24 protein-coding genes, 4 tRNA genes and 2 pseudogenes are annotated in these 25503 nt (G+C 70.8%); 14 read left to right on the top strand and 16 right to left on the bottom strand.

What is annotated here, in order from left to right:
- The first annotated feature begins 50 nt into the window (after positions 1-50).
- The 4 genes from FY030_RS14025 (at position 51) to FY030_RS14010 (ending at position 3911) form a co-directional block, all read left to right on the top strand.
- Positions 51-1148 carry a P1 family peptidase gene (locus FY030_RS14025; protein ID WP_158062157.1) on the top strand — a complete coding sequence of 366 codons (1098 nt, stop codon included), beginning with the start codon at positions 51-53 and terminating at the stop codon, positions 1146-1148.
- 135 nt (positions 1149-1283) lie between these two features.
- Positions 1284-2249: a zinc-dependent alcohol dehydrogenase gene (locus FY030_RS14020; protein ID WP_158062155.1), complete on the top strand. Its 966-nt coding sequence runs from the start codon at positions 1284-1286 to the stop codon at positions 2247-2249.
- 70 nt (positions 2250-2319) lie between these two features.
- Positions 2320-2709: a 6-pyruvoyl trahydropterin synthase family protein gene (locus FY030_RS14015; RefSeq protein ID WP_158062154.1), complete on the top strand. Its 390-nt coding sequence runs from the start codon at positions 2320-2322 to the stop codon at positions 2707-2709.
- Positions 2706-3911, top strand: a complete 1206-nt coding sequence (locus FY030_RS14010) for a glycosyltransferase family 4 protein (protein WP_158062152.1) — start codon at positions 2706-2708, stop codon at positions 3909-3911. The genes FY030_RS14015 and FY030_RS14010 overlap by 4 nt, the downstream gene beginning before the upstream one ends.
- A gap of 119 nt (positions 3912-4030) precedes the next feature.
- Here the strand turns inward: FY030_RS14010 and FY030_RS14005 are convergent, their stop codons facing one another.
- The 6 genes from FY030_RS14005 to FY030_RS13980 form a co-directional block, all read right to left on the bottom strand.
- A complete protein-coding gene (locus FY030_RS14005; protein WP_158062151.1) occupies positions 4031-5236 on the bottom strand; it encodes a cell wall-binding repeat-containing protein in 1206 nt (401 codons plus the stop codon).
- A 210-nt stretch (positions 5237-5446) separates the two neighbouring features.
- Positions 5447-5932, bottom strand: a complete 486-nt coding sequence (locus FY030_RS14000) for a mycothiol transferase (RefSeq protein WP_158062149.1) — start codon at positions 5930-5932, stop codon at positions 5447-5449.
- Positions 5929-7326, bottom strand: a complete 1398-nt coding sequence (ribA, locus tag FY030_RS13995) for a GTP cyclohydrolase II (RefSeq protein ID WP_238348405.1) — start codon at positions 7324-7326, stop codon at positions 5929-5931. Before ribA ends, FY030_RS14000 begins: the two co-directional genes overlap by 4 nt.
- A gap of 147 nt (positions 7327-7473) precedes the next feature.
- The gene (locus tag FY030_RS13990) at positions 7474-8190 is read right to left on the bottom strand and encodes an HAD family hydrolase (protein WP_158062146.1); all 717 of its coding nucleotides are present in this window, start codon (positions 8188-8190) and stop codon (positions 7474-7476) included.
- A 142-nt stretch (positions 8191-8332) separates the two neighbouring features.
- Positions 8333-8800: a mycothiol transferase gene (locus FY030_RS13985; protein ID WP_158062144.1), complete on the bottom strand. Its 468-nt coding sequence runs from the start codon at positions 8798-8800 to the stop codon at positions 8333-8335.
- Positions 8801-9007: 207 nt separating this feature from the next.
- Positions 9008-10666 (bottom strand): AMP-binding protein, encoded by a 1659-nt coding sequence (locus FY030_RS13980; RefSeq protein WP_158062142.1) that lies wholly within the window; start codon positions 10664-10666, stop codon positions 9008-9010.
- A gap of 77 nt (positions 10667-10743) precedes the next feature.
- Between FY030_RS13980 and cutA the strand changes: the two genes are divergently transcribed.
- Positions 10744-11163: a divalent-cation tolerance protein CutA gene (cutA, locus tag FY030_RS13975; RefSeq protein WP_158062141.1), complete on the top strand. Its 420-nt coding sequence runs from the start codon at positions 10744-10746 to the stop codon at positions 11161-11163.
- Between the two features lie 97 nt (positions 11164-11260).
- Here cutA and FY030_RS13970 read toward each other — a convergent pair.
- Positions 11261-11331 (bottom strand) — tRNA-Gly (locus FY030_RS13970).
- Positions 11332-11412: 81 nt separating this feature from the next.
- Between FY030_RS13970 and dcd the strand changes: the two genes are divergently transcribed.
- From dcd to FY030_RS17130, 4 genes and pseudogenes are all read left to right on the top strand, one after another.
- Positions 11413-11994 (top strand): dCTP deaminase, encoded by a 582-nt coding sequence (gene dcd, locus FY030_RS13965; protein ID WP_158062139.1) that lies wholly within the window; start codon positions 11413-11415, stop codon positions 11992-11994.
- Positions 11995-12010: 16 nt separating this feature from the next.
- Positions 12011-12709: pseudogene (locus tag FY030_RS13960) on the top strand (M15 family metallopeptidase); the annotation flags it as partial.
- Positions 12622-12807, top strand: a pseudogene (locus FY030_RS17375) (hypothetical protein); the annotation flags it as partial. The pseudogenes FY030_RS13960 and FY030_RS17375, both read left to right, overlap by 88 nt.
- A 15-nt stretch (positions 12808-12822) precedes the next feature.
- Positions 12823-12957 (top strand): hypothetical protein, encoded by a 135-nt coding sequence (locus FY030_RS17130; protein WP_272950521.1) that lies wholly within the window; start codon positions 12823-12825, stop codon positions 12955-12957.
- A gap of 15 nt (positions 12958-12972) precedes the next feature.
- Here the strand turns inward: FY030_RS17130 and FY030_RS13950 are convergent, their stop codons facing one another.
- Positions 12973-15522 carry a (Fe-S)-binding protein gene (locus tag FY030_RS13950; protein WP_238348397.1) on the bottom strand — a complete coding sequence of 850 codons (2550 nt, stop codon included), beginning with the start codon at positions 15520-15522 and terminating at the stop codon, positions 12973-12975.
- Between the two features lie 154 nt (positions 15523-15676).
- Here FY030_RS13950 and cysK point away from each other — a divergent pair, with 154 nt between their 5' ends.
- Together cysK and epsC are read left to right on the top strand one after the other, a co-directional pair.
- Positions 15677-16612: a cysteine synthase A gene (gene cysK / locus FY030_RS13945; protein WP_158062135.1), complete on the top strand. Its 936-nt coding sequence runs from the start codon at positions 15677-15679 to the stop codon at positions 16610-16612.
- Entirely contained in the window at positions 16612-17232 is a 621-nt protein-coding gene (gene epsC / locus FY030_RS13940; protein ID WP_158062133.1) for a serine O-acetyltransferase EpsC, read from the top strand. Before cysK ends, epsC begins: the two co-directional genes overlap by 1 nt.
- A 162-nt stretch (positions 17233-17394) precedes the next feature.
- On the opposite strand, the gene FY030_RS13935 is transcribed toward epsC, so the two are convergent.
- Both FY030_RS13935 and FY030_RS13930 read right to left on the bottom strand, forming a co-directional pair.
- Positions 17395-17775: a YtxH domain-containing protein gene (locus FY030_RS13935; RefSeq protein WP_158062131.1), complete on the bottom strand. Its 381-nt coding sequence runs from the start codon at positions 17773-17775 to the stop codon at positions 17395-17397.
- Between the two features lie 139 nt (positions 17776-17914).
- Positions 17915-17997 (bottom strand) — tRNA-Ser (locus tag FY030_RS13930).
- Positions 17998-18217: 220 nt separating this feature from the next.
- On the opposite strand from FY030_RS13930, the gene FY030_RS13925 reads away from it, so the two are divergent.
- The gene (locus tag FY030_RS13925; protein WP_158062129.1) at positions 18218-18421 is read left to right on the top strand and encodes a cold-shock protein; all 204 of its coding nucleotides are present in this window, start codon (positions 18218-18220) and stop codon (positions 18419-18421) included.
- Positions 18422-18532: 111 nt separating this feature from the next.
- On the opposite strand, the gene FY030_RS16440 is transcribed toward FY030_RS13925, so the two are convergent.
- Both FY030_RS16440 and FY030_RS13915 read right to left on the bottom strand, forming a co-directional pair.
- Positions 18533-19000: an LCP family protein gene (locus FY030_RS16440; RefSeq protein ID WP_420371888.1), complete on the bottom strand. Its 468-nt coding sequence runs from the start codon at positions 18998-19000 to the stop codon at positions 18533-18535.
- Positions 18922-20193: an LCP family protein gene (locus FY030_RS13915; RefSeq protein ID WP_158062125.1), complete on the bottom strand. Its 1272-nt coding sequence runs from the start codon at positions 20191-20193 to the stop codon at positions 18922-18924. The genes FY030_RS16440 and FY030_RS13915 overlap by 79 nt, the downstream gene beginning before the upstream one ends.
- Before the next feature lie 126 nt (positions 20194-20319).
- Between FY030_RS13915 and FY030_RS13910 the strand changes: the two genes are divergently transcribed.
- Positions 20320-20411: transfer RNA gene (locus tag FY030_RS13910), tRNA-Ser, on the top strand.
- An 89-nt stretch (positions 20412-20500) separates the two neighbouring features.
- Here the strand turns inward: FY030_RS13910 and FY030_RS13905 are convergent.
- Together FY030_RS13905 and FY030_RS13900 are read right to left on the bottom strand one after the other, a co-directional pair.
- Positions 20501-20806 (bottom strand): hypothetical protein, encoded by a 306-nt coding sequence (locus tag FY030_RS13905; RefSeq protein WP_158062123.1) that lies wholly within the window; start codon positions 20804-20806, stop codon positions 20501-20503.
- Complete coding sequence (locus FY030_RS13900; protein ID WP_158062122.1) at positions 20806-22644, bottom strand: phosphoenolpyruvate carboxykinase (GTP); 1839 nt, start codon at positions 22642-22644, stop codon at positions 20806-20808. Before FY030_RS13900 ends, FY030_RS13905 begins: the two co-directional genes overlap by 1 nt.
- Before the next feature lie 188 nt (positions 22645-22832).
- Here FY030_RS13900 and FY030_RS13895 point away from each other — a divergent pair.
- Positions 22833-22905, top strand: a tRNA-Arg gene (locus tag FY030_RS13895).
- A gap of 165 nt (positions 22906-23070) precedes the next feature.
- Here FY030_RS13895 and FY030_RS13890 read toward each other — a convergent pair.
- Together FY030_RS13890 and FY030_RS13885 are read right to left on the bottom strand one after the other, a co-directional pair.
- Complete coding sequence (locus FY030_RS13890) at positions 23071-24033, bottom strand: 2-hydroxyacid dehydrogenase (protein WP_158062120.1); 963 nt, start codon at positions 24031-24033, stop codon at positions 23071-23073.
- A complete protein-coding gene (locus tag FY030_RS13885) occupies positions 24033-25229 on the bottom strand; it encodes a pyridoxal phosphate-dependent aminotransferase (protein WP_158062850.1) in 1197 nt (398 codons plus the stop codon). Before FY030_RS13885 ends, FY030_RS13890 begins: the two co-directional genes overlap by 1 nt.
- Positions 25230-25503 lie beyond the last annotated feature (274 nt).

Below are 25503 nucleotides of genomic sequence, written 5' to 3'. Positions count from 1 at the left end.
TGCCCCGACGCCGGCGCGGCCCCGCCACGAGGTCGGCCACAATGGGCCAGATGAGCACCTGGAACGCAGGCCCACGCAACGCCCTCACCGACGTCGCCGGGCTGGCCGTCGGTCACCACCAGCGCACCGGCGACGGATGGCTCACCGGCACCACCGTCATCCTCGCGCCGCCCGAGGGCGCGGTCGGGGGCGTCGACGTGCGCGGCGGCGGCCCGGGCACCCGGGAGACCGCCCTGCTCGACCCGCGCAACCTGGTGGAACGGGTCCATGCCGTCACCCTCACGGGCGGCTCGGCGTTCGGCCTGGCCGCCGCCGACGGAGTGATGCGACGCCTGTATGCCGAGGGGCGTGGCTTCCCCATGGGCGGGCCCGGGCGGGTGGTCCCGATCGTGCCCGGCGCGGTCGTCTTCGACCTGGGGCGCGGCGGGGACTTCGACAACTTCCCCGGCCCCGACTTCGGCGAGGCCGCCTGCTCCGCCGCCTTGCAGGCCCAGTCCGCGGGCGAGCAGCCGGTGCTGGCCCAAGGGTCGGTCGGCGCAGGGACCGGGACCCAGGCCGGCGGGCTGCGCGGCGGCGTCGGCTCGGCCAGCGTCGTGATCGACGGTGCGGTGACGGTCTCCGCGCTGGTCGTCGTCAACGCGGTCGGCTCCGCGGTCGACCCCGCGACCGGTGAGCTGTGGGGTGCCCGGCACCTGCTGGAGGCGGACGTGCACGGCATACCGGGCTGGCCGGACGGCGCCCTGCCCAGCCGCCCAGACGCCGAGGAGGTGGAGTCCGCGCGCCGGGCCGCCGCCGAGACGAGCACCGCCGGTGCCGTGCCCCGTACCCTCGCCACGACGATCGGCGTGGTCGCGACCGACGCGACGCTGACCAAGGCGCAGTGCGCCCGGCTGGCCAGCTCCGGTCATGACGGCATGGCCCGTGGGATCAGCCCGATCCACACCATGTTTGACGGGGACACCCTTTTCGGCCTGTCCACGGCGAGCGGCCCTGCGCCGGACCCGGCCACCTTCCACCAGGTGCTGCACGCCGCCGGCGAGGTCGTCACCCGGGCGATCGTGCGGGCCCTGCTCGCCGCCGAGAGCGTTACGACACCGGCCGGCACCTGGCGCTCCTACCGCGACGCCTTCCCCGGCGCCGCCCGGTGAAGGGAGGGCGCCGCTCCCCTCACCGGCCGCCGCCGCTCCCCTCACCGGCCGCCGGACCGGGCCGCATCGCCCGCGCCCACCGGGCTGCCACGACCCCACCAGGCGCGAGGCATCGCCGCTGGTGAGAATGGCGTGATGCAGGCACGCGCGTACTGGACCCTCGCCCCCGGCACCGGGCAGATCCGCGCCCAGCAGATCAGCCCGCCCGGCCCCGGTGAGGCCTTGGTACGCGCCGTCGTCTCCGGGGTCAGCCGTGGCACCGAGCTCCTCGCGCACCGCGGCGAGGTGCCGCCGGAGGTCGCCGCCCAGGTCGCCGGGCCGTTCGAGGAAGGCAAGCTGCCCGGCCCGGTCAAGCACGGCTACCTCTCCGTCGGCGTCGTCGAGGACGGCGAGCCGGAGTGGGTCGGCCGTCGCGTCTTCTGCCTGCACCCCCACCAGGACCGGTATGTCGTGCCCGTCACCGCACTCACCCCGTTGCCCGACGACGTCCCCGACGAGCGGGCGGTGCTGGTCGGCACGCTGGAGACCGCGGTGAACGCGCTCTGGGACGGCCGGCCGCTCTACGGCGACCGGGTCGCCGTCGTCGGCGCGGGCATGGTCGGGGCGAGCGTCACCGCCCTGCTCGCACAGCTCCCGCTGAGCCGGCTCGAGCTGGTCGAGACCGACCCGGCCCGCAGACCCCTGGCCGAGGAGCTCGGCGCCACGGGCGTCGCGCCGCAGGACGCCAGCGGCGACTGCGACCTCGTCTTCCACGCCTCCGCGACCCAGGCCGGCCTGCAGACCGCACTGGAGCTGCTCGGACGGGAGGGGGAGGTCATCGAGCTGTCGTGGTACGGCACCACCCCCGTCACCGTCGAGCTCGGCACCACCTTCCACACCCGGCGGCTCGCCGTTCGCGCCAGCCAGGTGAGCAGGGTCAGCCCGCACCGGCCGGCCCGGGACTACGCCGACCGCATGCAGGTCGCGCTCCGCGCCGCCCGCAACCCCGCGCTTGACCACCTGCTCGCCGGCCCCACTCCCTTCGAGGAGCTTCCCGAGCTCATGCAGCGTCTCGCGGCAGGAGAGCCGGGGCTGTGCCACCTCGTCCGCTACCCCGACTGACCGCCCCGACTGACGTGCCCGACTGACCCGCCCGCACCGCTCGACGACACCACATACCGACAGGAGACCCATGTTCACCCTCACCGTCCGCGACCATGTCATGGTGGCCCACTCCCTGCCTGACCCCTTCTTCGGGCCCGCGCAGGGGCTGCACGGCGCGACCTACGTCGTCGAGACGACCTGGGAGCGCCCCGAGCTCGACGAGCACAACGTCGTCCTCGACATCGGCGCGGCCACCGAGTCCCTCGGTGAGATCCTGGGCCGGTTGCGGTACCGCAACCTCGACGAGGTCCCCGAGCTCGCCGACCAGGTGACCACCACCGAGTTCCTCTGCCGCTGGATCGCCGACGAGCTCACCGAGTCGGTCGACACCAGCGGGCTCACCGGGCTCACCGTCACCCTGCGCGAGCACCCCGACGCCTGGGCCTCCTACCGGCGGGAGCTCGGCGCACCCGCGTGAGAGCCACCCTCGTCGTCCCGGACCGCGACCCCGCCGCCCCGAGTGGCGGGGACGTCTACGACGCGCGGCTGGCCGCCCACTGGCCGGACGACGTGCAGGTATGCCGGGCCCCCGGCGCCTGGCCCCACCCCACCGACGCCGACCGGGTCGTCCTCGGTCGCCTGCTGTCGGGGCTGGGGGAGGACCCGGTGCTCATCGATGGTCTGGTCGCAAGCACCGTCCCGGAGCTCGTCGAGGCGAGCGCCCGCATCCGGGCCACCGTGGTCCTGGTGCACTCCACATTGTCGGCCGGCTCGGGCGCGCAGGGTGCAGCGGCGGAGGAGCTGGACGCCCTGGAGCTGCGCGCCCTGCGGGCTGCCGACCTGGTCGCGACGACCAGCGCGTGGTCCGCGGCCGATCTGGGCCGGCGTTACGGGATCGATGGGGTCATCCTCGCCCGGCCCGGCGTCGACCCTGCCCCCCTCTCGCCGGGCTCCGGGGCGGCCGGCGGGCCCGGCGGGGCGGATAGCTCCGGCAGGAAGGACCTACCCGGACACAGCGGGTCTGTTGCCTCTGCCCCGCAGCTGCTGACCCTCGGCGCCCTTACCCCGGTTAAGAACCACGCCGCCCTCCTGGTCGCGCTCGCAGGCCTGCGGGACCTCGACTGGGGGCTGACCGTCGCCGGGCCCGTGCCCGACCGAGAGTTCGCGGACCACCTCATCGGCGTCGCCCGCGACCTCGGTTTGGCGGACCGGGTCACCTGGCCCGGACCCCTCGACGGCGTCGCGCTCGAGCAGACCTGGGCCCAGACCGACCTGCTGGCACACCCCTCCCGCAGCGAGACCTGGGGGATGGTCGTGACCGAGGCCCACGCCCGCGGCATACCCACCGTGGTGAGCCGGGGGACCGGCGCGGAGGAAGCGCTGGGCTGGGACCCCGTGGACACGCGCGGCGCGCGGGGATGGCGAGCCCCCGTCGAGAACGGGCTGATCGACGAGACGACCCTCGGCGTGGCGATCGCGGGCGCGGCCGTCGACACCGACGCTCCCGACCAGCTCACCCACGTCCTGCGCCGGTGGCTCACGGGCCAGGCGACCCGAGCTGCCTGGCGCTCGGCCGCCCTGGAGCGGCGGGACCGTCTTCCCGGGTGGCGAGAGACCGCGCAGGTGCTGCACGACGCCGTGGCGCAGTCCGTGGGCGGATCGGCCGGACCATCAGCCTGAGGGTCGTCGTGTCGTTCCGGACGGACGGTACGCCGAGGTCTGCGGTACATCGGTGCCGCTAGGACGACACCGATCTACCGCACTCCCGCCGGGCTTCGGCATGGAGCGCGCCGGTGGCACTAACCCGGGGTCCTGACGCGTAGGGAGCGCAGCTGGTTCAGGACCGGCTCGGGGAGGGTCGTCCTGCCGCCGACAGCATCGATCAAGGCGAGCGAGCCGGCGCGCACCGCCTGCTGGGTGGCGCCGGGCACGCCGTTCGACCGCACCAGGAGCAGCTTGTCCCCGACCAGGCCGGCATAGGCGCTGCCGGACAGAGCGTCCGGCCAGTTCTGGCCACTGGCGATCGTGGCTCCGAAGCGGGTGGGGTCCAGGCCTGCAGCGTTCGCGGCCACTGCATACCGGTCTGCGCCCCCCACGCGCACGACCGGCGCCACCGTCCCCAGCTGCATGACCACCGTGTCGTTCACCGCGGCGGGGCCGCCGAGGAGGACGATCTCCTCCGGCCGGGCTCGGGCCAGTGTCTGCATCACCACCCCAGGCACACCGTCCTTCCTGGTGAGCAGCAGCGGCGCCCAGTCCGAGCCAGCGGTGGCAGCGCCGGCCAGACCGTCTGGCCAGTTGGTGCCGAGCGCGACATACGCTCGCTGACCGAAGCCACCGCCAAAGATGTCCCGCGCCATGGTCGCTGACACTTCATACCGGTCCTTTCCCCCGTAGCGCACCACCCGTCGCGACCCCGCGACATACTGCGCCAGCTCCCGCACCACGGCGTCGCTCACGGCGTTCGTCCCGCCGAGCACCGCGATGTAGTCGGGATCAAGGGCCGCGAGCGCAGTCCTGGTTGCGCCGGGCAGGCTGTCCTTGCGGGTGAGCAGCATCGGTCCGCCGTAGTAGGCGGCCAGGGCGCCCCCGGACAAGGCGTCCGGGAAGTCCTGCCCGCTCGCGATGAGGATCACCCTGTCGTGAGGATAGGGAACTCCGTCGACATCCGCCCAGATGACGTCCCGCCACCGGGCGATGGCCAGCGCCGCGGCCGTGGCGTACCGGTCAGAGCCGGAGTGTCGGGTCACCACCGGGTGCACGAAACCCGAAGAACTCTGGGAGTGGGAGTCGAGGTATGCCGTCCGGGACGGCTGGGCCGCCAGCGCGCGAGCGGCGTGGAGCCGGATTGCCTCGGCGTCCTCGCGGGTCAAGGCCGGGAGCCGGCCCTCCTCGGCCACGACCACTGACTCCCCGGCGGACGGGGCGCTGTCACCTCTGGTGGTCGGGGCCGAACCAGTTGCCACCAGAAGGATGACGGCCAAGGAGGTGGTGAGGCTGCGCATCACTGACATCAAAGAGGGCCTTGTCCAAAGGAGAGGTCGAGCCGGGACCGCCGGGGCGACATCGAGCCGATGCCCGGCGCAGGGCAGACATTAACCGGACCGTGCAGAGTAGGGGAGAGCCAGGGTAGGCAATCGCGCCCCCACCCTCGACGCACTCCTTGGCCCACGTCGCTCGTCTCGGCCTGGCCGCGGCTCCCGACAGTCGACAGGTCAGTCCACGACGAGATGCTGGTGGCCGTCGATCGCCTCCCGGGCCATGTCCAGGTGGCCGGCATGGGTGGCGGTCTCGAGCAGAAGCCGGAAGACGCAGTGCCGAGCTTGCGCAAAGGGCGGGAACGGGAAGATGGACTCTGGGGGCCACCAGCGCGGTGGCGCGTCGAGGTCTGCCTCGGCGAGCACCACGTCCACCCGGCTGGACCAGTACTGGTACCGCTCCACGGCCTGCGCCCCGGAGGTCACGGGGACCTTCCAGCCCTCTCGAAGAAGGGCAACCGCCTCCTCGTCACCGCCGACGATGGCGCATCCCCAGAAGATCTCGTCGTCATACGTGAGGTGGTTCAGCAGCTGGGCGATGGACCACCCAGAGGGCGCGGCGACCCTGGTCATGTCCTCCTCGACCAGCCCGTCCACCGCGGCCAGGATGTGCTGCCGCTCGGTGTGCAGGTGCTCCAGGAGCACAGTCAGCTCACCCGTCATACCGGCATCACCCGCGAGGCGGTCCGGGTCGCCGCGAGGTCCAGCTCGGTGACGATGTCCTCACCCGCCTGCCACCGGCGCACGACCGGGGGCCGCAGGGCGTCGGCGAGCCGGTCGGTGCCTGCCAGTCGCAGGCCTGGCACGCCGTCACCGATGAGCACCGGCGCGACCGTCAGGTAGAGACGGTCCACCATTCCCGCCTCGACGAACGCGGTGACCAGCCGCCCGCCACCCTCGACGAGCACCCGCTCCAGGCCGCGCTCACGTAGCAGGGACAGCACCCCGGCGGGGTCCATCGGGCCCTCGCTGTGCCAGGCGACGACCTCGACGTGGTCGCCGGCAGGCACGGGCTCCACGCCCTGACCGACGATCCACAGGGTCGGAGCAGTGGCGTCGGTGAGCAGCCGGGAGTCGCCCGGCAGGGTGCCGCGGGGGTCGAGCACGACCCGGGTCGGGTGTGGACCTGGCACCGCGCGCACCGTCAGCTGTGGGTCGTCCGCCGCCGCGGTCGCCGACCCCACCACGACTGCGTCGACGAGCGCGCGCAGCCGGTGCAGGTGCTCCCGGTCCTCCTCGCCGGTGACGAACACCGCGTCCCCCGTGCGGCTGGCGATGAAGCCGTCCATGCTCTGCCCGAGCTGGGCGATCACCTTCGGCCCGTCGGGGTGCACCAGATCGGCATACCGCTCGGTCAGGACACCGGTCGTCAGCACCCCGCCGCCGTGCAGCAGCGCCTGCCACTCGTCCACGCTCTCCGGGTCGTGGCCCATGCGCTCACGCTTGGTGCGCAGGTATGCGGCGTTCTCCGGGCGGCGGGGCACGATCAGCGACTGCCGGGACACGACGCGCACACCCAGCTCGGTGAGGGCCTCCTGCTTGGCGGGGTTGCAGGAGAGCAGGCGGACCACGCGGATCCCGAGGTCCTTCAGCATCGCGGCGGTCTGGCCGTAGGTGCGCTGGTCGGCGTCGTGCCCGAGGCGCAGGTTGGCATCGACGGTGTCGACGCCGGTGTCCTGCAGCTCGTAGGCCCGCAGCTTCTCGACCAGCCCGATGCCCCGGCCCTCGTGACCCCCGACGTAGACCAGCGCGCCATACCCGTCCTGCATGATCAGGTGCAGCGCCCGCTGCAGCTGCTCGCCGCAGTCGCACCGCCGCGAGCCGAGCGCGTCGCCGGTGAGGCACTCGGAGTGCACGCGCACCAGGGGCGCCCGGCCGATGTGGTGGCCCGGCGCGCTCTCGTCGGTGATGCCGACGCTGAGGACGACGTGCTCCAGGCCGACGTCGTCGCGGTAGGCGGTCATCCGGAAGGTCCCGTGCCGGGTGGGTAGCACCGTGTCGGCGAGCCGCTCGACCGAGCTCGGATCGGGAAGGGGGATCGCAAGGCTGGAAGTCACGCCCCCGAGTATGGTCCGCCCCATCTCCTCCCTCACCTCAAACCGGCTGCAGCCACGGCCCGCAGATTCGCCGCTGTCAGGTCGGTGAGCAGCACTTTCACCTGTAATATGCCGTGCGCTCACCTTTTCAAGCGGGGGCTGCGTCAGTCAGCGGGGCCGGAGCAGGTGACCCACGCCGGGGACGGCTGCCAGGGCGCCGGCCGCGAGCAGCTCGGCCCGACGCTCAGCCTCCTCGGCCACCCCCACCACCGGGACCCCGGCAGCCCGACCCGCCTCGACGTCGGTGACGGAGTCTCCGAGGAAGACCGCGTCCTGTGCCTGTGCGCCGGTCAGCTTCAGGGCGTCGAGCAGCATGGCCGGGCTGGGCTTGAGCGCGTCCAGCCGGTCAGGGTCTCGACCGAGGATCGCGGTCAGCCGCGCACTGAGCCTCGGCCGGTGGGGGTCGAGCACCCGCGCCACGACGTGAGGGTCGTTGTTGGTGACCACCACCACGGCCGAGCCCCGGTCGAGGCACTGCTCGATGAACTCGACGGCGTAGTCCGCCGGGTCGACCTGCGCCGCAGCCGCCAGCTCCAGCCGGGTCACCTCCTCGACGAGGGGCGGGACGATGCCGGGCGCGAGCTCGTGCACCCGGCGCAGGCACTGCACGTGATCGGGCGCACCGTCCAGAGCTGTCTCCAGCTCCGGCCCACCCAGCTCACCGGCCCGGGCCCGGACCTGGGCCGCCACCTCCCGCCAGCGGTCCCCGGGCAGCAACCGCGCCAGCGGGCCGTCGAAGTCCACCAGCACCAGCGCCGCCGACGTCACCTGCTGTCGGGCCCGCTCCCGCTGGGCATCCGACCACGCTTCCTGCTCCTCGGCCACGTCGCAACAGTGGCACAGCGCTCGACGCCTGACCCCACCGACCGGCGACACGCTCTGTCTCGTCCGGCGACACGGTCTGTCTCGTCCGGCGACACGGTCTGTCTCGTCCGGCGACACGCTCGGTCCGAGCAAGCGTCGGTCGTCAAGAACCCCGAGTGACCAGGTCTCGGGTGATCTCCAGGTGACCGAGGTGCTGGCAGAGCTCCTCCAGCACGTGCAGCAGAATGCCCTCGACGTCGTGGCTCCAGAAGGTGTCGACACCGGGCCGACCTGGCACCTGCATCCCTGGCTCCATCCGGGACAGGTCGACCGCCAGCTGATCTCTGGTCGCCCGGGCCCGCGCGACCAGTTCCGCCACGTCGCCCCTCGCCCCGAACTCGGCGGCCCGGTCCCGGCCCGTGGGCTCGCCGAGGATGTGTTCAGCGGTCCACTGTCGGGCCATCCCGAGGCAGTGAGACAGGATCTGGTAGGCCGAGTTGGCCCCGGTTAATCCCGGCGCCGCATTGGCGGTCTCGTCATCCAACCCCCTGACGACGTCGATCATCTCGTCCAGTTTGGCCAGGCAGTAGCGGCCGGTCATCGAATCCTCCACCCGCTCATCCTGTGCCACCAGTCCACCCCGACGAGGGACCTAGCCGGTAGCCCGCATCACCGCGCCCCTTCACCCGGGGGCAGACCGTGTTCCCGGTGGGGGGCAGACCGTGTTCCCGGTGGGGGGCAGACCGTGTTGCCGGTGGGGGGCAGAGCGTGTCGCCGGTGGGGGCAGACCGTGTTGCCGGTGGGGGGCAGACCGTGTTCCCGGTGGGGGGGGGGTCGGTCAGCCCTCGCCCTCGAGCGACTGCTCGCCGGCCTCGCGCAGCTCGACCTTGCGGATCTTGCCGGTGACGGTCATCGGGTACTCCTCGATGACCCGGACGTAGCGGGGGATCTTGTAGTGCGCGAGCTTGCCGGCGCAGAACTCTCGCACCGACTCCGCGGTCAGCAGCTCGGCCCCGTCCTTGAGTCGCAGCCAGGCCATGAGCTCCTCGCCATACTTCGGGTCCGCCACGCCCACGACCTGCGCGTCCAGCACGTCGGGGTGGCCCATGAGGAACTCCTCGACCTCACGCGGGTAGATGTTCTCCCCGCCCCGGATCACCAGGTCCTTGATGCGCCCGGTGATCTCGACATACCCCTCCTCGTCCATCACCCCGATGTCGCCGGTGGCCATCCACCCGTCCTGCACCACCTCGGCAGTCCTCTCCGGCTCATCCCAGTAGCCGAGCATGACCGAGTAGCCCTTCGTGCAGAACTCGCCCGGCGTCCCGCGGGGCACGACGTCACGCGTGGCGGGGTCGACGATCTTGATCTCCAGGTGCGGCATGACCCGCCCGACCGTGCCCGTCAGCTTCTCGAAGGGGTCACTGGGGGTGGTCTGTGTGGACACCGGGGACGTTTCGGTCATTCCGTAGCAGATGGTCATTTCGGTGATCCCGGCCTCGATGAGCCGGCGCATCACCGACGCCGGGCACAACGAGCCGGCCATGATCCCGGTCCGCACGGAGGCCAGGTCCTCCACCGAGAAGCCCTCACCCTTGTCGATCAGCGCGAACTCGGCGATGAACATCGTCGGCACGCCGTACAGCGACGTGCACTGCTCCTCCCGCACGGCGCGCAGCGTCGCAGAGGCGTCGAACCCTGGCGCGGGGATGACCATGGCGGCGCCGTGGCTGACGGCTGCCAGGTTGCCCATCACCATCCCGAAGCAGTGGTAGAAGGGAACGGGGATGCAGATCACGTCGCGCTCGGTGTAGCCGCAGCCCGCACCGACGAAGAAGGCGTTGTTGAGGATGTTGCGGTGCGAGAGGGTCGCGCCTTTGGGGAAGCCGGTGGTGCCGGAGGTGTACTGGATGTTGATCGGGTCCTGCGGCGTGAGCTGGGCCTGCAGCTCGACCAGGCGGTCCCGGGTCACCTGGTGCGCTCCGTCGAGGAAGGCGCTCCAGCCCGGGCTGCCGATGACCAGCACCTGGACCAGGTCGGGACACTCGTCGCGCACCTCCTCCACCATCGAGGGGTAGCTGCTGCCCTTGAACGACTCGGCGACGACGATCGTGGAGACCCCCGACTGGCGGAGCACGTAGGCCAGCTCGTGGGTGCGGTAGGCCGGGTTGATGTTGACCAGGATCGCCCCGATCTTGGCGGTGGCTAGCTGCACGATCGTCCACTCCGCGCAGTTCGGCGCCCAGATTCCGACCCGGTCCCCGCGGCGCACGCCCGAGGCGAGGAAGCCCCGGGCGACGCGGTTCACGTCGGTCAGCAGCTCGCCGTACGTCCACCGGCGCCCGGTCGCCATCTCCACCAGGGCCTCGCGCTCGGCGTGGGCCCGGGCGTTGCTGTCCAGGTTGTCCCCGATGGTCTGCTCCAGCAGCGGGACGTCCGTGCTCCCCACCGCATGGGACCGGGCCGGGTGCGCCGTGGCGTTCGCTGTGTCTGCCATGGAGCCATCCTGTCCTGTTCCAGGGGGGCGTGCCAGCACACTGGCCGCGGCTCCCGGACCTGCCCTAGGGTGCGGGCATGACGAACGAGAATGGCTCTGGCGCGGCCGGCGGGACGACCTGGCCATCGGCGCACATCTCTGCCGCCCCGGCCCTGCTGGAGGTGCGGGCGGCGGTGCCGGACACCGAGACGGGTCTGGCTCTGGCGCACAGCCTGGTCGCGCAGCAGCTGGCGGCGTGCGTGCAGGTCATCGGCCCGATCACCTCGGTCTACAGCTGGCAGGGGGAGGCCCAGCAGGGCGATGAGTGGCTGCTGCTGATGAAGACCACCGAGGACGCTTTCGAGGCCGTGTCCGCGGTGATCCTCGCCGAGCACCCCTATGAGGTGCCGGAGATCCTGGGGGTGCGGGTCACGCACGCGCTGCCGGCGTATGCCGAGTGGGTGCGCAAGCATTCGGACGGGATCTCGGATGCGCAGCTGCTCCACCCGCACGAGTGACCGAACGCCTGCAGCGTCCGGCGGCTGCGGAGGAAGAGGATACGAGGGCGAGGCAGCCCTGCAAGAGCGCGCGGAACGCAGGTGAGGCCGGAGCGAGAGCGGGCGACGAGAATCGAACTCGCGTATTCAGCTTGGGAAGCTGATGTTCTACCATTGAACTACGCCCGCGTGACCCCGTTCAGGGGTCGAAGCGACATACTAACCGGCCTCCTGCCAGGGTCAAAGCCGCACCCCGGATAGGCTGCCAACGTGCTGCTCTCCGACCGTGACATCCGTGCCCAGATCGACTCCGGTCGGGTCCTCCTCGACCCGTTCGAGCCGGGGATGATCCAGCCCTCGAGCATCGACGTCCGGCTGGACCGCTACTTCCGGCTGTTCGACAACCACAAGTACCCGATGATCGACCCCTCCCAGGAGCAGCCCGAGCTGACCCGCCTCATCGAGACCGGGCCGGAGGAGACCTTTGTGCTGCACCCAGGGGAGTTCGTGCTGGCCTCCACCTTCGAGCAGGTGACCCTCCCGGACGACGTCGCCGCGCGGGTGGAGGGCAAGAGCTCCCTGGGTCGGCTGGGCCTGCTGACCCACGCGACGGCCGGCTTCGTCGACCCCGGCTTCACCGGCCACGTCACCCTCGAGCTGTCCAACGTGGCCACGCTGCCGATCCTGCTCCACCCCGGGATGAAGATTGGCCAGCTGTGCTTCTTCCAGCTCAGCTCCCCGGCCGAGCACCCCTACGGCTCCGCCCCTCGCGGCAGTCACTACCAGGGCCAGCGCGGACCGACCGCCAGCCGTTCCTTCCAGTCCTTCCACCGCACTCCGATCCGCGACTGAGGAGGCGGCTCCTGCGATGAGCGTACCGGCCCCCGCGCCGCACACCGAGGACGTCCAGCCGGGTCGCCGCCCGCCGCGGCCGCTTCGTCTCGACCGTCGTCGACGGAGGCTGGTGTTACAGCCCAGGCGGGCCTCCGCGCTCAGCCTGGTTGCGGTGGTGGCCGTCTCCGGCATCTTCGTGACCCGTGGCGGTATGCCGTTCAGCGGTGCGGGGTCCGCCGAGGACCAGGTCGAGGTCCAGGGCGCGGGGGTTGCTGTCCAGGGGGAGCCCTGCCGCGCCGAGCCCAGCGGTGCCGAGATTGCGTCCGGGCCGGTGGGCGGGGCGGCGTTCGGCGCGAGCGGGCTGGGATGCGCCATCCCCGTCTGGCAAGCGCTGCCGCTGATCACCCTGGAGGCGACTGATGCGCAGATGCTGTTCTCGCAGGTCACTCGCGAGCAGGCGGTGGACCCGATCGACTACCGTCCGGACGACCTGGTCTCGATGGGCGGTGGGCCCTACCAGGCCCGGGCCGAGGTGGCCGAGCAGCTGGACGCCCTGGTAGCGACCGCTGCCGAGGCCGGGCACCCGTCCCTGACCGTGACCTCCGGGTTCCGCTCCTACGAGACGCAGGCGGGCACCTTCGCGGACTGGGCGGGCCGTTTGGGGGAGGAGCGCGCCGACATTCTCTCGGCCCGGCCCGGGCACAGCGAGCATCAGCTTGGCCTGGCCGTCGACCTCGGGGGACCTGTAACTATCAGTGCTTCGGCGACTCCCCGGAGGGACAGTGGGTCGCCGAGAACGCCCACCGCTGGGGTTTCATCATCCGCTACCCGCAGGGCGGCCAGGCCGTGACCGGTTATGCCTGGGAGCCCTGGCACCTGCGCTACGTCGGGCCCCGCGCGGCGTGGGGCATGCACCTGGCTGACGAGGCCTATTGGGAGCACTTCCAGCCGGTCGCGGCCCGCGCCGCCGGCCTGGACTGACCAGGCCCCGGCCGGTCAGGCCTTCTCGGGGTCGGGGCCGTCAGCGTCGGCGGTGGGTGCAGCGTCCGCGGGCTGGTCCAGCTCCTGCTGGGGGCCGGGGGTCGCCTCGACCGCCTCGGCGCTCGTCGGCGCGACGCCCTCCTCGACCAGGTCACCCTCGATCTGCTCGACCTGGGCCTGGTCCGCGACCTCGCCGGGGTCAGCGTCCTGCGGTGCCGGTGCGCCCGAGTCCCGAGACTCCTCGGCCACGCCCTCAACCGCGACCGTGGCCTCGGCCTCCTCCTCCTGCCCGCGCCGGACCGCCGCGAGCAGCATCTGGGAGACATCGACGACCTCGACCTCCTCGCGGGCGCCCTCGGACTGCTTCTGGGTCAGGCCGTCGGAGAGCATGACCCGGCAGAACGGGCAGCCGATCGCGATCCGGTCCGCCCCGGTGGCCAGGGCCTCCTCGGTGCGGTTGAGGTTGATCCGGGTGCCGATCTTCTCCTCCATCCACATCCGGGCACCGCCGGCGCCGCAGCAGAAGGACTTCTCCCCGTGGCGGGGCATCTCGCGCATCTCCACGCCGGGCAACGCGCCGAGCAGCTCGCGCGGCGGGGCGTAGACCTGGTTGTGGCGGCCCAGGTAGCACGGGTCGTGGTAGGTCACGGTGGCCGCGGTCGAGGCCGCGCCCTGGGTGTCGGCCTGGTCGGGCCGGGCGACGGGGACGAGACGCTTCTCGCGCACCAGCTTGTTCAGCAGCTGGGTGTGGTGGACGACCTCGAACTTGCCACCGGCCTGTGGGTACTCGTTCTTGATGGTGTTGAAGCAGTGCGCGCAGGTCACGACGATCTTGGTGGCGCCGACCTCGCTCAGCACCTCGACGTTCTGCATCGCCAGCATCTGGTAGAGGAACTCGTTGCCCGCGCGTCGCGCCGGGTCGCCGGTGCAGGTCTCACCGTCGCCGAGCACCGCGAAGGAGACCCCTGCGGTGTGCAGCAGCTCGGCCACCGCCCGCGTGGTCTTCTTTGCCCGGTCCTCGAAGGCACCGGCGCAGCCGACCCAGAAGAGGTAGTCCAGGTCCGCGACGTTCTCGACGTCGGCCCCGGCCATCGGGATCTCGAAGTCGAGGTCCTTGGCCCAGTCCATCCGCAGCCGGGCGTTCATCCCCCACGGGTTGCCCTTGTTCTCTAGGTTCTTGAACAGCCCGCCCAGCTCGGTCGGGAAGGCCGACTCGATGAGCGACTGGTAGCGGCGCATGTCCACGATCGTGTCCACATGCTCGATGTCGACCGGGCACTGCTCCACGCACGCGCCGCAGGTCGTGCAGGACCACAGCACCTCGGGGTCGATCACGGCGCCGCCGCTGGGGATCGTCGGGTCGCCCTCGGTCTCGCCGACGAGGGGCCGCTGGGCCTCCAGCACGGCCGTGGTGGGTATGCCGTGCAGCTGGTCGGGCAGGCCCGCCGCACCGGCCCCGCCGGCCGCCTCCAGCGCGGCCGCGGCGCCCTCCCGCGCCTCTGGGGTGGCCAGCAGCCAGGGGGCCGCGGCGTGGTGGTGGTTGCGCAGCTGGGTCACCAGCATCTTCGGCGACAGCGGCTTGTCGGTGTGCCAGGCGGGGCACTGCTCCTGGCAGCGGCCGCACTCGGTGCAGGTGGAGAAGTCCAGCAGGCCCTTCCAGGTGAAGTCCTGGACCTTGCCCACGCCCAGAGCGGCGTCCTCGTCGAGGTCCTCGATGTTCTCGAAGTCGACCGGCTCACCCGCGACCTGGATCGGCTGCAGCTCACCCAGCGAGGTGCGGCCGTCGGCGTGCCGCTTGAACCAGATGTTGGGGAAGGACAGGAACCGGTGCCAGGCCACGCCCATGGTGGGGGTGAGCGCCACGGTGACCATCCAGCCCATCGAGATGAGGATCTTGATCAGCGCCACCGCGACGATGGTGGTCTCCAGCGCCCCGACGGACAGGCCGTCGAAGAGGCTGCCCAGCCAGCCGGTCGTGGGGAAGTGCAGGGAGTCGGCCCAGTCGGCCCCGGTGGCCCGGCCCAGCGCATACTCCAGGGCGCGCAGCGCCACGATGCACAGGCCGACGCTGAGGATGACGAACTCCACGACATACGCCTGCCAGAAGCTGGACCCCCAGAACCGGCTGCGCCGGTCCAGCGACCGGGGGTGCATCCGCTGACGGACGACGGTCAGCACGACGATGCCGATGATCGTGAACCAGCCGAAGAGCTCGGCCAGCCAGATGTAGGGCGGGAAGTGCCCGATGAGCGGCAGGGTGAAGTAAGGGTCGAAGAGCTGGCCGTAGGCGGTCAGCAGCGTCGTGGACAGCAGGATGAAGCCCAGCATCACGCCCCAGTGCGCGATCGCGACCACGGGTTTGCGAGCCATCCGGGTGTGCCCGAGGAACTCGCGGATCAGCGTGATGGTGCGGGTGCCGGGCTGGTCCGCCCGCGCGGCGGCCGGCTGGCCGAGGCGGAACTTGGCCACGAAGCCCACGATCGTGCGCACGAAGAGCGCGACCGCAGTCAAGGTGACCAGGGCCGCGACGACGATGGCGAGGACCTGCAGGACCGTGAGTGACATAAACGCAGGGTAGTCGCCCCGTCCGACACCGGCGGCGCAGACCTGCCGCAGGCGGTCCAGCGGCCTGCGGGGGCCCTGGAATAACGCGGTGTTGAGCGTTGTATAACGGACGCGAGAGTCATATCCACCGCCCCCCTGACGAAAGGTCCCCCACATGGCCGTCTACGACGACATCACCCAGACCATCGGCCGCACCCCGCTGGTGCGCCTCAACCGCCTCACCGAGGGCATCGCCGAGGGTGCCCAGGTGCTGGTGAAGCTGGAGTCCGCCAACCCCGCCAACTCGGTCAAGGACCGGATCGGCGCCGCGATCATCGACGCCGCGGTCGAGAGCGGAGAGCTCGAGCCGGGCGGCACCATTGTCGAAGGCACCTCGGGCAACACGGGGATCGCGCTGGCCATGGTGGGCGCCGCACGCGGCTACAAGGTCGTGCTGGCGATGCCGGAGACCATGAGCGTGGAGCGCCGGGCCCTGCTGCGCGCCTACGGCGCCGAGCTCGTGCTCACCCCGGGCGCGGAGGGCATGAAGGGCGCGGTCGCCAAGGCGGACGAGATCGCCGAGAAGGAGGGTGCGGTGCGTGCCCGCCAGTTCGCCAACCCGGCCAACATCGCCGTGCACCGGGCCACCACCGGACCGGAGATCTGGGCCGACACCGACGGCAAGATCGACATCTTCGTCTCCGGCGTCGGCACCGGCGGCACCATCACCGGTGGCGGTGGCTACCTCAAGGAGCAGAACCCCGACCTGCACCTGGTCGTGGTCGAGCCGGCGGACTCCCCGATCCTGTCCGGCGGCCAGCCCGGCCCGCACAAGATCCAGGGCCTGGGCGCCAACTTCATCCCCGACATCCTCGACACCGACCTCTACGACGAGGTCGCCGACGTCACCCTTGACGACTCCGTACGGGTCGCCCGCGACCTGGCCACCCAGGAGGGCATCCTCGCCGGGATCTCCAGCGGGGCGATCGTGCACGCGGCCCTGGAGGTCGCCCGCCGCCCCGAGAGCGCTGGCAAGACCATCGTGGCCATCGTGTGCGACTTCGGCGAGCGTTACCTGTCCACCGTCCTCTTCGAGGGGTTGACTGACTGATGCTGGCGGCCCTCGTCAGGACGCCCGGCCGGGCCGCCGGGCTGCTCAGGCGCGCCGCGGCCGGCGTCCGCGAGGACCTCGACGCGGCCATCGCGCGAGACCCCGCCACCGACAGCCGGCTGGAGATGGCGCTGGCCTCACCCGGCCTGCACGCCATCTGGACCCACCGGGTCAGCCACGAGCTGTGGGACCGGGGCGCCACGCTGCCGGCACGGGTGATCTCGCACGTGGCCCGGGCGGCCACCGGGGTGGAGATCCACCCCGGCGCGACCATCGGGCGGCGGTTCTTCATCGACCACGGCATGGGCGTGGTGATCGGCGAGACGGCCGAGGTCGGAGACGACGTCATGCTCTACCACGGAGTCACCCTGGGTGGTCGCTCGCTGGAGCCGGTCAAGCGCCACCCCACCCTCGGCGACGGCGTCACCATCGGCGCCGGCGCCAAGGTGCTGGGCAACATCACCCTGGGCCACGGCGCCCAGGTCGGGGCCAACGCCGTGGTCACCAAGGACGTCCCGTCCATGTGCGTGGCCACCGGCATCCCGGCGAAGGTGCGACCCTGCGAGCCGGGCACCGACCCGGAGGCCACCCTCTACGACGAGCCGGCGCTCTGGATCTGAGCCCGGGTAGGCCGTGCCGCTGACCCCTCCGGGCAGATGAACCGGCCAGATAACCCGGCCAGGACCAGGTATGACGCAAGCGGCCCCTCTCCCGCGGGAGAGGGGCCGCTCGCGTCATACCCTCAGGGGTCGGCGTGAGCCGGGAGGGCGGAGCAGGTCAGCTCAGGGGAGCCTGTCGCCCCCTGGGCCAAAACCGGAGTCGTCGACCTTGATCTCGCCGTCTCCGGTGACCTCGCCGGTGGCGTTACCGTAGCCACCGCCCGAGCTGTCCGAGGCTCCACCAGAGCCACCGCCCATGTCGTTGGACCCGTTGCCGCCCGCCTTGGACCTGAGGTCATCGGCCTTGCTCTTGGCCTGGTCGCCCACCTTCTGAGCGACCTCCGGAGCCTTGGCCTTGACCTCCTCGACCTTCTCCTGCACGCGCGGGTCGGTCCACAGCTTGTTGGCCCGGTCGGCGATCTCGTCGTAACGCTCACGGCCCGCACGGGCGCCCAGGACGTATCCGGCGCCGCCGGCGATCAGCAGCATCAGCTTGTTTCTCATGATGACTCCTCCTTGTTGGGGTCATGTACCGGTCTTGACCATACAACCCACACGGTGCGGGGGCATGTCGAAGACGTCACGAAGACGTCGGGCCGGTCGACGGCGCCGAGCTGCGGGCACCTGGACCGGGCCAGGACGGCGGAGGGTGTGGGATTCGAACCCACGGAGGTCTCCCTCGGGCGCTTTCAAGGCGCCTGCACTCGGCCACTATGCGAACCCTCCAAGGCCTTCATCATCGCATGTCACAGGGTCGCCCAAGGGCGCCGGTGCTGCTACCGTTTGTCGCGGTTGACGTTGCATTCCCTTGCGAGAGACAGCCCGGACCACGCGTCCCCGCCTGAGGGTGCATGCGACGAGGTGACGCCGGGGGTTGTGGCGAAGACGGGCCGCACGCAGGTGCGTGGGGTCGCACCTGCACAGCACAGCAGAAAGAAGATCGCCCATGGCACAGGGAACCGTGAAGTGGTTCAACTCGGAAAAGGGCTTCGGCTTCATCGCCCAGGATGGCGGTGGCCCCGACGTGTTCGTCCACTACTCGGCCATCCAGACCAACGGCTACAAGGCTCTCGACGAGGCCCAGCGGGTCGAGTTTGAGGTCACGCAGGGCCCCAAGGGTCCTCAGGCCGACGCCGTCCGTCCGCTCTGAGGTCACCCTCCCCGAGCACCGCAGAAGGCCCCCGTCACCAACAGGTGGCGGGGGCCTTCCGCCATTCCCGGTCGGGTATGCCGTGCGCGCGGCGGGGTTCGGCGGGGCCGGTCAATCGCAGACGGCGCCGATGTCGGTGAGCTCGTCGACGGGGGTGGTGGTCATCTCCGCCTCGTCGGTGTCCGGGGCGTCGGTCTCCGGCGCGGTGGTGACGGCCGCGTCGTCCGTGGCGTCCTCGGTGGCCTGCGCGGGCTCCGGCGGGTCCACGGCATACAGGGCGTCCCACACCCACATGCGGATCTGGGAGAAGTTGGGGTTGGCCGTGTCGATGTTGGAGGAGGTCAGCGGCAGGCTCTGCATCTGCCCGCCCTGGACCTCGAGCATCAGCTCGGCCCACTCGTCCAGGTCGGAGACCGGGATGTCGGTGACCATGTTGTCGCCCACCGCGCCGATGATCTGCGGGTAGCGCTGCAGCATCGTCATCGGGTTGGCCTGGTCGATCACGGCCGCCACCATGCACCGCTGCCGGCGCATCCGGCTGAAGTCGTCGGAGGTGACCCGGGAGCGGGAGTAGCCCAGCGCCTGGTCGCCGTCGAGCCGCTGGGGGCCGGGCTCGAGCCACTCCAGGCGGGGGAGTTGGGGTCCAGCTGCAGGTGGCCCTGGGCGTCGGTGTAGGTGCGTCCGTTGATCGGGATCTGCTCCTGCACGTTGATGACCACCCCGCCCATGGCGTCGATGAGGTCCTCGAAGCCCTGCAGGTTGACGATCACCGTCTGGTGGATCGGCAGGCCCAGCACCTGGGCGAGCACCCGCTGGGTCGCGGTGAGCCCGGGGTGGGACTCCCCGGTGTACAGCTCGGGGTGCTCCTCGGCGTGGATCTCGGCCGCGGTCCAGATGCCGTTCATCAGGCACTCGGGTCCGCAGTTGTAACCATCGGGGTAGAACTCGTACAGCGGCAGGTCGCGGGGGATCGGCACGTTCTGCAGGTTGCGTGGGATGGAGAACAGGACGCTGTCGCCGGTTGTGGTGTCGATGCTGGCGACCATCATGGTGTCGGTCCGGGTGCCCTCGCGGGCCTCCGCGGCGTCCGAGCCGAGCAGCAGCACGTTCACCCGGGGCAGGTCGGCCCACGGGTTCTGCGGGTCGCCGCTGACCAGCGACGTCGGCTGCGGGCCGTCCGGGCCGCCGCCACCCATCGATCCGGAGTTGAAGACCCGGTCCACCGCGTCGACGTGGGCGCTGATGTAGCGCACCCCGATCGCGGCGGGGGCGGAGACGGCCACGCACAGCAGGGCGGTGAAGGCGGCCAGCGAGACCTTCTGCCCCGTGCTCGGCCGGCGCGGTCGGGTCACCATCGCGGTCAGCGCGATCACCCCGATCCACAGCACGGTCCCGGCGATCACCACCCCGAGGATCAGCCGCAACCGGTCGGTGTCCGCGGCCGTCTGGAAGGCGGTCGTGGTCAGCCCGTTGACCATGGCGTAGACGGCGATGCCGGCCAGCAGACCGACGGCCAGCGCCACCACGCCCAGCCCCAGCTTCCACTTCCGCGTGCGCAGCAGACCGGCACCCGGCAGGATGGCGCTCAGCGTGGTCAGCCCCAGCGCCCGCCCCAGCCCGCCCGGGTCGCGATGCCGCGCCAGGTGTTCGTCCCCGCGCGTCAAAGTGGCTCCGCCCGGCTGGCGCTCGCCGCGCTGGCTATCGCGCGGGGCACCTTCGCCGCGCTGACCTTCGCCACGACCATCACCGTGCTGACCGTCGTCGGCGCTCATCGGCGTGCTGGTCCCTCTCGCATAGGTGGTGGTGGCAGCCCGATTTCTACCATCCGCGGCTGAGCACGGACTGAGAGCCCCTGTTTGGCCTCGGTGCCGATAGGAGGTTACCCTGATCCTCGATCTGGAGGCGTCGCCTAGTCTGGTCTATGGCGCCCGCCTGCTAAGCGGGTTTGGGGTTTATAGCCCCATCGAGGGTTCAAATCCCTCCGCCTCCGCCGATCCACGCACGAACCCCCGGCCCTCGCGGGACGGGGGTTCGTGCGTTCTCCGGGTCAGGGCGGCTCCTCGACGGATGGCGCAGGGCTCAGCCCTGCTGGGCCTCCGGGTCCTCGGGGTCGGCGCCCTCGTCCGACGTCGGGTCCGCATCGGAGTCCGCGTCGGACCCCTGACCGGAATCCGCGTCGCGAGACTCCGCGTCGTCCGCGTCACCCTCAACCGCATCCGCCGCCTCGTCGGCCTCCTGGACCTCATCGGGGCCCTCGGAGCGGATCCGCTCGTCGATGGCCTCCACCTTCTCGGCGAGGTGGGCCGCGCCCGGGGGCAGCGGCTCCTCCGCCAGCAGCGGCTCCTCCTCGACTGGGCCGGGCTCGACTCCTGGAGTGATGCCCATCAGGCCTGCACCTCCTCGGTCAAGCGCTGCTCCAGGGTCGCCAGCTCGTCCTCCAGGGCGCCAGGCAGGTCCGCGCCGAACTTGTCGAACCAGTCCCGGATGAGGGGGAGCTCAGCCCTCCACTCCTCAGGGTCGAAGGCCAGCGCCTTGGTGACGTCCTCGGTGGAGGTGTCCAGACCGTCGGTGTCGATGTCCTGCGGCATCGGTAGGAGACCGATGGGGCTCTCCTGGGCGTCCACGCGACCCTCGATGCGGTCGACCATCCACTTCAGCACCCGGGAGTTCTCGCCGAAACCGGGCCAGAGGAAGCCGCCGTCCTCGTCGCGGCGGAACCAGTTGACCAGGAACACCTTGGGCAGCTTGGCGGCGTCGGCCTGCTTGCCGATCTGCAGCCAGTGGGCGAAGTAGTCGCTGGCGTTGTAGCCCATGAACGGCAGCATCGCCATCGGGTCACGTCGGACGACGCCGACCGCACCGGTTGCCGCCGCCGTGGTCTCCGAGGAGAGCGTGGAGGCGATGAAGGTGGCGTGCTGCCAGTCGCGCGACTCGGTCACCAGCGGCACGGTCGTCTTGCGGCGGCCGCCGAACATGATCGCCGAGATCGGCACGCCCCGCGGATCCTCGTACTCAGCCGCGATATTGGGCACCTGGTTGATCGGGGTGCAGAACCGGCTGTTGGGGTGTGAGGAGAGCTGGTCAGAGTCGGGGGTCCACTTCTGGCCGTGCCAGTCGATGAGCTCGGCCGGCTTCTCCTGGGTCATCCCCTCCCACCAGACGTCGCCATCGGGAGTGCGGGCGACGTTGGTGAAGATCGAGTTGCCCTGCTCGATGGTCTCGATCGCCACCGGGTTGGTGTCCCGCCCGGTGCCCGGCGCGACGCCGAACAGGCCGAACTCGGGGTTCACCGCATACAGGCGCCCGTCTGGACCAAAACGCATCCAGGAGATGTCGTCGCCGACCAGCTCGGCCTTCCACCCCGGGATGGTCGGCTCGATCATCGCCAGGTTGGTCTTGCCGCAGGCCGAGGGGAAGGCGCCGGCGATGTAGTGGACCTCGCCCTCGGGGCTGGTCAGCTTCAGGATGAGCATGTGCTCGGCCATCCAGCCCTCGTCGCGGGCCATCACCGAGGCGATGCGCAGCGCGTAGCACTTCTTGCCCAGCAGCGCATTGCCGCCGTAGCCAGAGCCGTAGGACCAGATCGCCAGCTCCTCGGGGAAATGGACGATGTACTTGGTCTCGTTGCACGGCCAGGGCACATCACGGACGTCCTGGCCGTCCTCAGCCACGAGCGGGGCACCCACGGAGTGCAGACCCTTGACGTAGACGGCGTCGGTCTCCTCCATCCTGCTCAGGATCTTTCGGCCGATGCGGGCCATGATCCGCATCGAGGCGACGACGTAGGCGGAGTCGGTGATCTCGACACCGAACTTCGGGTCCTCGGCCTCCAGGTGGCCCATGACGAAGGGGATCACGTACATCGTCCGGCCCTGCATGGAGCCCTCGAACAGGGGCCAGAGCTTGGCCTTCATCTGCTCGGGGTCCATCCAGTTGTTGGTCGGGCCGGCGTCCTTCTCCTCTGTGGAGCAGATGTAGGTCTGGTCCTCGACGCGCGCGACGTCCTGGGGGTCGGAGAGGGCGTGGTAGCTGTTGGGCTTCTTGTCCTCGGCGAGCTTGGTGAAGGTGCCGGCTTCCACGAGCAGGTTGTTGATGCGTTCGTTCTCCTCATCGGAGCCATCGATCCAGACGACCTCGTCGGGCCGGACGTGGGCAGCCACCTCCTTCACCCAGGCGTCGAGCTCCTTGTGGGTGGTTCCACCCGTGGTCTTGATCTCCTGCATCAGAAGGGTCCCTTCCCGGTCGCGCCGGCGTCGTGGGCGTCAGGCTGCACTGCCTCTAGCCTCCACGTTAGCGGCCGCAGGTGCGGCGGCCCACTCGGGGTGGGAGTGGCCGGTCCGACACCTCCACGGACCAGTCCGGCGGCCGATTTAGCTCACCCAGCCTTCGCGGTGTAAAGTAGACCCCTGTTGCGCCCGTAGCTCAACGGATAGAGCATCTGACTACGGATCAGAAGGTTAGGGGTTCGAATCCCTTCGGGCGCGCTCTGTGTTGAGACAGATGGACTGGCCCCCACCGGATGCGGTGGGGGCCTTCGCCATCCGGGGGGGCCTGCACAGGCTGGCTCTGCGCCATGCTCTCTCGTCTTCGCGCCCTCGGGTATGACGTTTCTCACCTGGGGTGGACGTCTGCGGCGGCTGGGCGCACCCTCAACCGATCGGCGTAGGCGGGTCCTCGCCGGCCAGAACCGAGACAGCGTTGTCGGCCGCCAGGGTGGCCATCGCGGTGCGGGTCTCGATGGTGGCTGAGCCCAGGTGCGGCAGGAGCACGGCGTTCTCGCAGTCCAGCAGCCCCGGGTGCACCTGCGGCTCGTCCTCGAAGACGTCGAGTCCCGCCCCGGCGATCTGCCCGCCCTTGAGTGCCTCCACCAGCGCCGCCTCGTCGACCACCGGCCCGCGCGCGGTGTTGATGAGATAGGCGCTCGACTTCATCGCGGCGAACTCGGACGCCGAGAGCAGGTGGTGGGTGGCGGGGGAGTAGGGGCAGTGCAGGGAGACCACGTCGCTCTCGGCCAGCAGGGTGTCCAGGTCGACCCGGTGTGCACCCAGCTCGGATGTCAGCTCGCGCGGGGCGGCGGAGCGTGAAGAGTAGATGATGTTCATCCCGAAGGCCCGAGCCCGGCGGGCGGTGGCCGCGCCGATCGAGCCGAGCCCCACCACGCCGAGGGTCTTGCGCTGCAGCCCGGAACCGAGCAGGTAGAACATCCCCCACTGCCACGGGGTCTGTGAGCGGATCACCCGCTCGCCCTCGCCGAGCCGGCGTGTGGTCATCAGGATGAGCGCCATCGCCAGGTCGGCCGTGGCGTCGGTGAGCACGCCCGGGGTGTTGGTCGCCACGACGCCGCGGGACCGACAGGCCTCGACATCGACGTTGTTGTAGCCGACGGCCACGTTGGCGACCACCTTGAGCTGCTCGCCTGCGGCGTCGAGCAACTCGGCGTCCACCTGCTCGGTGAGCAGGGTGACCAGCGCGTCGGCACCCGATACCTGCTCCAACAGCTGGGCCCGGGACTGCTGCTCCTCGCGCTCCCAGGCGACCACCTCGTGACCCGCCCGCCGCAGGATGTCCAGCGCGGGCTTGGGGACCTTGCCGGTGACGACGACGCGGCCCATCAGAACGAGCCCACCCAGTCGCGGAGCTTGGTCAGCCCCTCACGGATGCGGTCCTCGGGTAGGCCTGAGTAGGCGAACCGGATGTAGCGGCGGTCCTCACCGGGCTGCGGGCGGCCGAAGTGGTTGCGGGTGCAGAAGCTGACGCCGGTGTGGTGCAGCGCCTGCTCGGCGAAGTCAGCCAACCCGTCCGCCTGGACGATCTGGATCGCCTCGGTGACGTCGGGGAAGAGGTAGAAGGTCGAGCGGGGCGTCTGCACCGACATGCCGGAAGTCTGGTTGACGAGCTCGACGGCGGCGTCGCGACGGCCTTGCAGCGTGCGAAGTGTCTCCTGCCCCGACTCCTGCGGGCCCCGCAGCGCGGCGATGCCGGCCCACTGGACGTAGTGCGTGGTGCACGACTCGTCGTTGGTGTTCATCGTGCCAAAGACCTTGCTGAGGTCGGGCGGCGCGACGGCACAGCCCAGCCGCGAGCCGGTCATCGCGAACTTCTTGGAGAAGGTGTAGAGGATCACCGTGCGCTCGCGCATCCCCGGCAGGGAGGCGATCGAGCGGGACTCGCCCTCGTAGCGCATCTCGAAGTAGGCCTCGTCGGAGAGCACCCACAGGTCGTGCTCCTGCGCCAGTTGCGCGATCGCCTCGCGCTCCTGGTCGGTGGACTCGGCGGAGATCGGGTTCTGCAGGTCGTTGTAGATGATCGCCACGGTCTTGTCGGTGATCAGCTCGCGCACCTGGTCCAGGTCGATGCGGAAGCCGTCCTGCGTGGGTAGGTAACGGTAGGACCGGGCCACGCCGCCGTGGTACTCGATCTGGCTCTCGTAGATCGGGAAGCCCGGGTTGGGGTAGAGCACCTCGTCGCCGGGGTTCATCACGGCCTGGATGAACTTGGTGATCACCGGCTTGCCCCCGGTCATCACGGTGATCTCCGCAGGGTCCAGCTGCAGGTCGCGGCGGCCGCCGATGTCGTCGGCCAGGGCCTCGCGCAGCTCGGGGATGCCCGGGCCGGGGCAGTAGCCGGTGCGGCCGTCGGCGATGGCTTTGTTCATCGCCTCGACGATGTGGCCGGCGAGGGGAAAGTCCAGGTCGCCGAGGTGGAAGGGGTACACCTCGTTGCCCCGCGCCTTCCAGTCGGCGGCCGCCGCCGCGACGGCAAACGCCGTCTCCGTACCCAGGTTGTCCAGTCTGCTCGCGAGCCGCACGCTCACCACTCCTTCGTGTGTGCCGGGTATGCCGGGCCAGGGCCAGGGCCCGCCACGACAATCGCCCCCAGGCTAGTCGGCCGGGGCTGATGGCGCCGGTCCGATTGTATGGCCGGCAGTGTCGACCCAGCATCCCTCGCTACTCACCGGCCCTTTGAGTGCTCAACCCCCTGAAGGATCCGTCGTGAAGCAGACAAAGGGCCGGTGAGTGGCCTAGGGCTTGCCTGAGTTCGCCCACATCCTTGGCTGGCGGCCGGCACTGTCCACAGGTGTG

The organism is Ornithinimicrobium pratense (assembly GCF_008843165.1).
GTDB lineage: Bacteria > Actinomycetota > Actinomycetes > Actinomycetales > Dermatophilaceae > Ornithinicoccus > Ornithinicoccus pratensis.
The sequence above is the reverse complement of the archived record's forward strand: the minus strand, read 5'-3'. Positions and strand labels throughout refer to the sequence as shown.

What these genes read in the sequence shown, in the direction of transcription:
- FY030_RS14025 (WP_158062157.1), top strand. Translation starts at nt 51, where the DNA reads ATGAGCACCTGGAACGCAGGCCCACGCAACGCCCTCACCGACGTCGCC.
- FY030_RS14020 (WP_158062155.1), top strand. Translation starts at nt 1,284, where the DNA reads ATGCAGGCACGCGCGTACTGGACCCTCGCCCCCGGCACCGGGCAGATC.
- FY030_RS14015 (WP_158062154.1), top strand. Translation starts at nt 2,320, where the DNA reads ATGTTCACCCTCACCGTCCGCGACCATGTCATGGTGGCCCACTCCCTG.
- FY030_RS14005 (WP_158062151.1), bottom strand. Translation starts at nt 5,236, where the DNA reads ATGCGCAGCCTCACCACCTCCTTGGCCGTCATCCTTCTGGTGGCAACT.
- FY030_RS14000 (WP_158062149.1), bottom strand. Translation starts at nt 5,932, where the DNA reads ATGACGGGTGAGCTGACTGTGCTCCTGGAGCACCTGCACACCGAGCGG.
- FY030_RS13980 (WP_158062142.1), bottom strand. Translation starts at nt 10,666, where the DNA reads ATGGCAGACACAGCGAACGCCACGGCGCACCCGGCCCGGTCCCATGCG.
- cutA (WP_158062141.1), top strand. Translation starts at nt 10,744, where the DNA reads ATGACGAACGAGAATGGCTCTGGCGCGGCCGGCGGGACGACCTGGCCA.
- FY030_RS13950 (WP_238348397.1), bottom strand. Translation starts at nt 15,522, where the DNA reads ATGTCACTCACGGTCCTGCAGGTCCTCGCCATCGTCGTCGCGGCCCTG.
- cysK (WP_158062135.1), top strand. Translation starts at nt 15,677, where the DNA reads ATGGCCGTCTACGACGACATCACCCAGACCATCGGCCGCACCCCGCTG.
- epsC (WP_158062133.1), top strand. Translation starts at nt 16,612, where the DNA reads ATGCTGGCGGCCCTCGTCAGGACGCCCGGCCGGGCCGCCGGGCTGCTC.
- FY030_RS13935 (WP_158062131.1), bottom strand. Translation starts at nt 17,775, where the DNA reads ATGAGAAACAAGCTGATGCTGCTGATCGCCGGCGGCGCCGGATACGTC.
- FY030_RS13925 (WP_158062129.1), top strand. Translation starts at nt 18,218, where the DNA reads ATGGCACAGGGAACCGTGAAGTGGTTCAACTCGGAAAAGGGCTTCGGC.
- FY030_RS13915 (WP_158062125.1), bottom strand. Translation starts at nt 20,193, where the DNA reads ATGAGCGCCGACGACGGTCAGCACGGTGATGGTCGTGGCGAAGGTCAG.
- FY030_RS13905 (WP_158062123.1), bottom strand. Translation starts at nt 20,806, where the DNA reads ATGGGCATCACTCCAGGAGTCGAGCCCGGCCCAGTCGAGGAGGAGCCG.
- FY030_RS13900 (WP_158062122.1), bottom strand. Translation starts at nt 22,644, where the DNA reads ATGCAGGAGATCAAGACCACGGGTGGAACCACCCACAAGGAGCTCGAC.
- FY030_RS13890 (WP_158062120.1), bottom strand. Translation starts at nt 24,033, where the DNA reads ATGGGCCGCGTCGTCGTCACCGGCAAGGTCCCCAAGCCCGCGCTGGAC.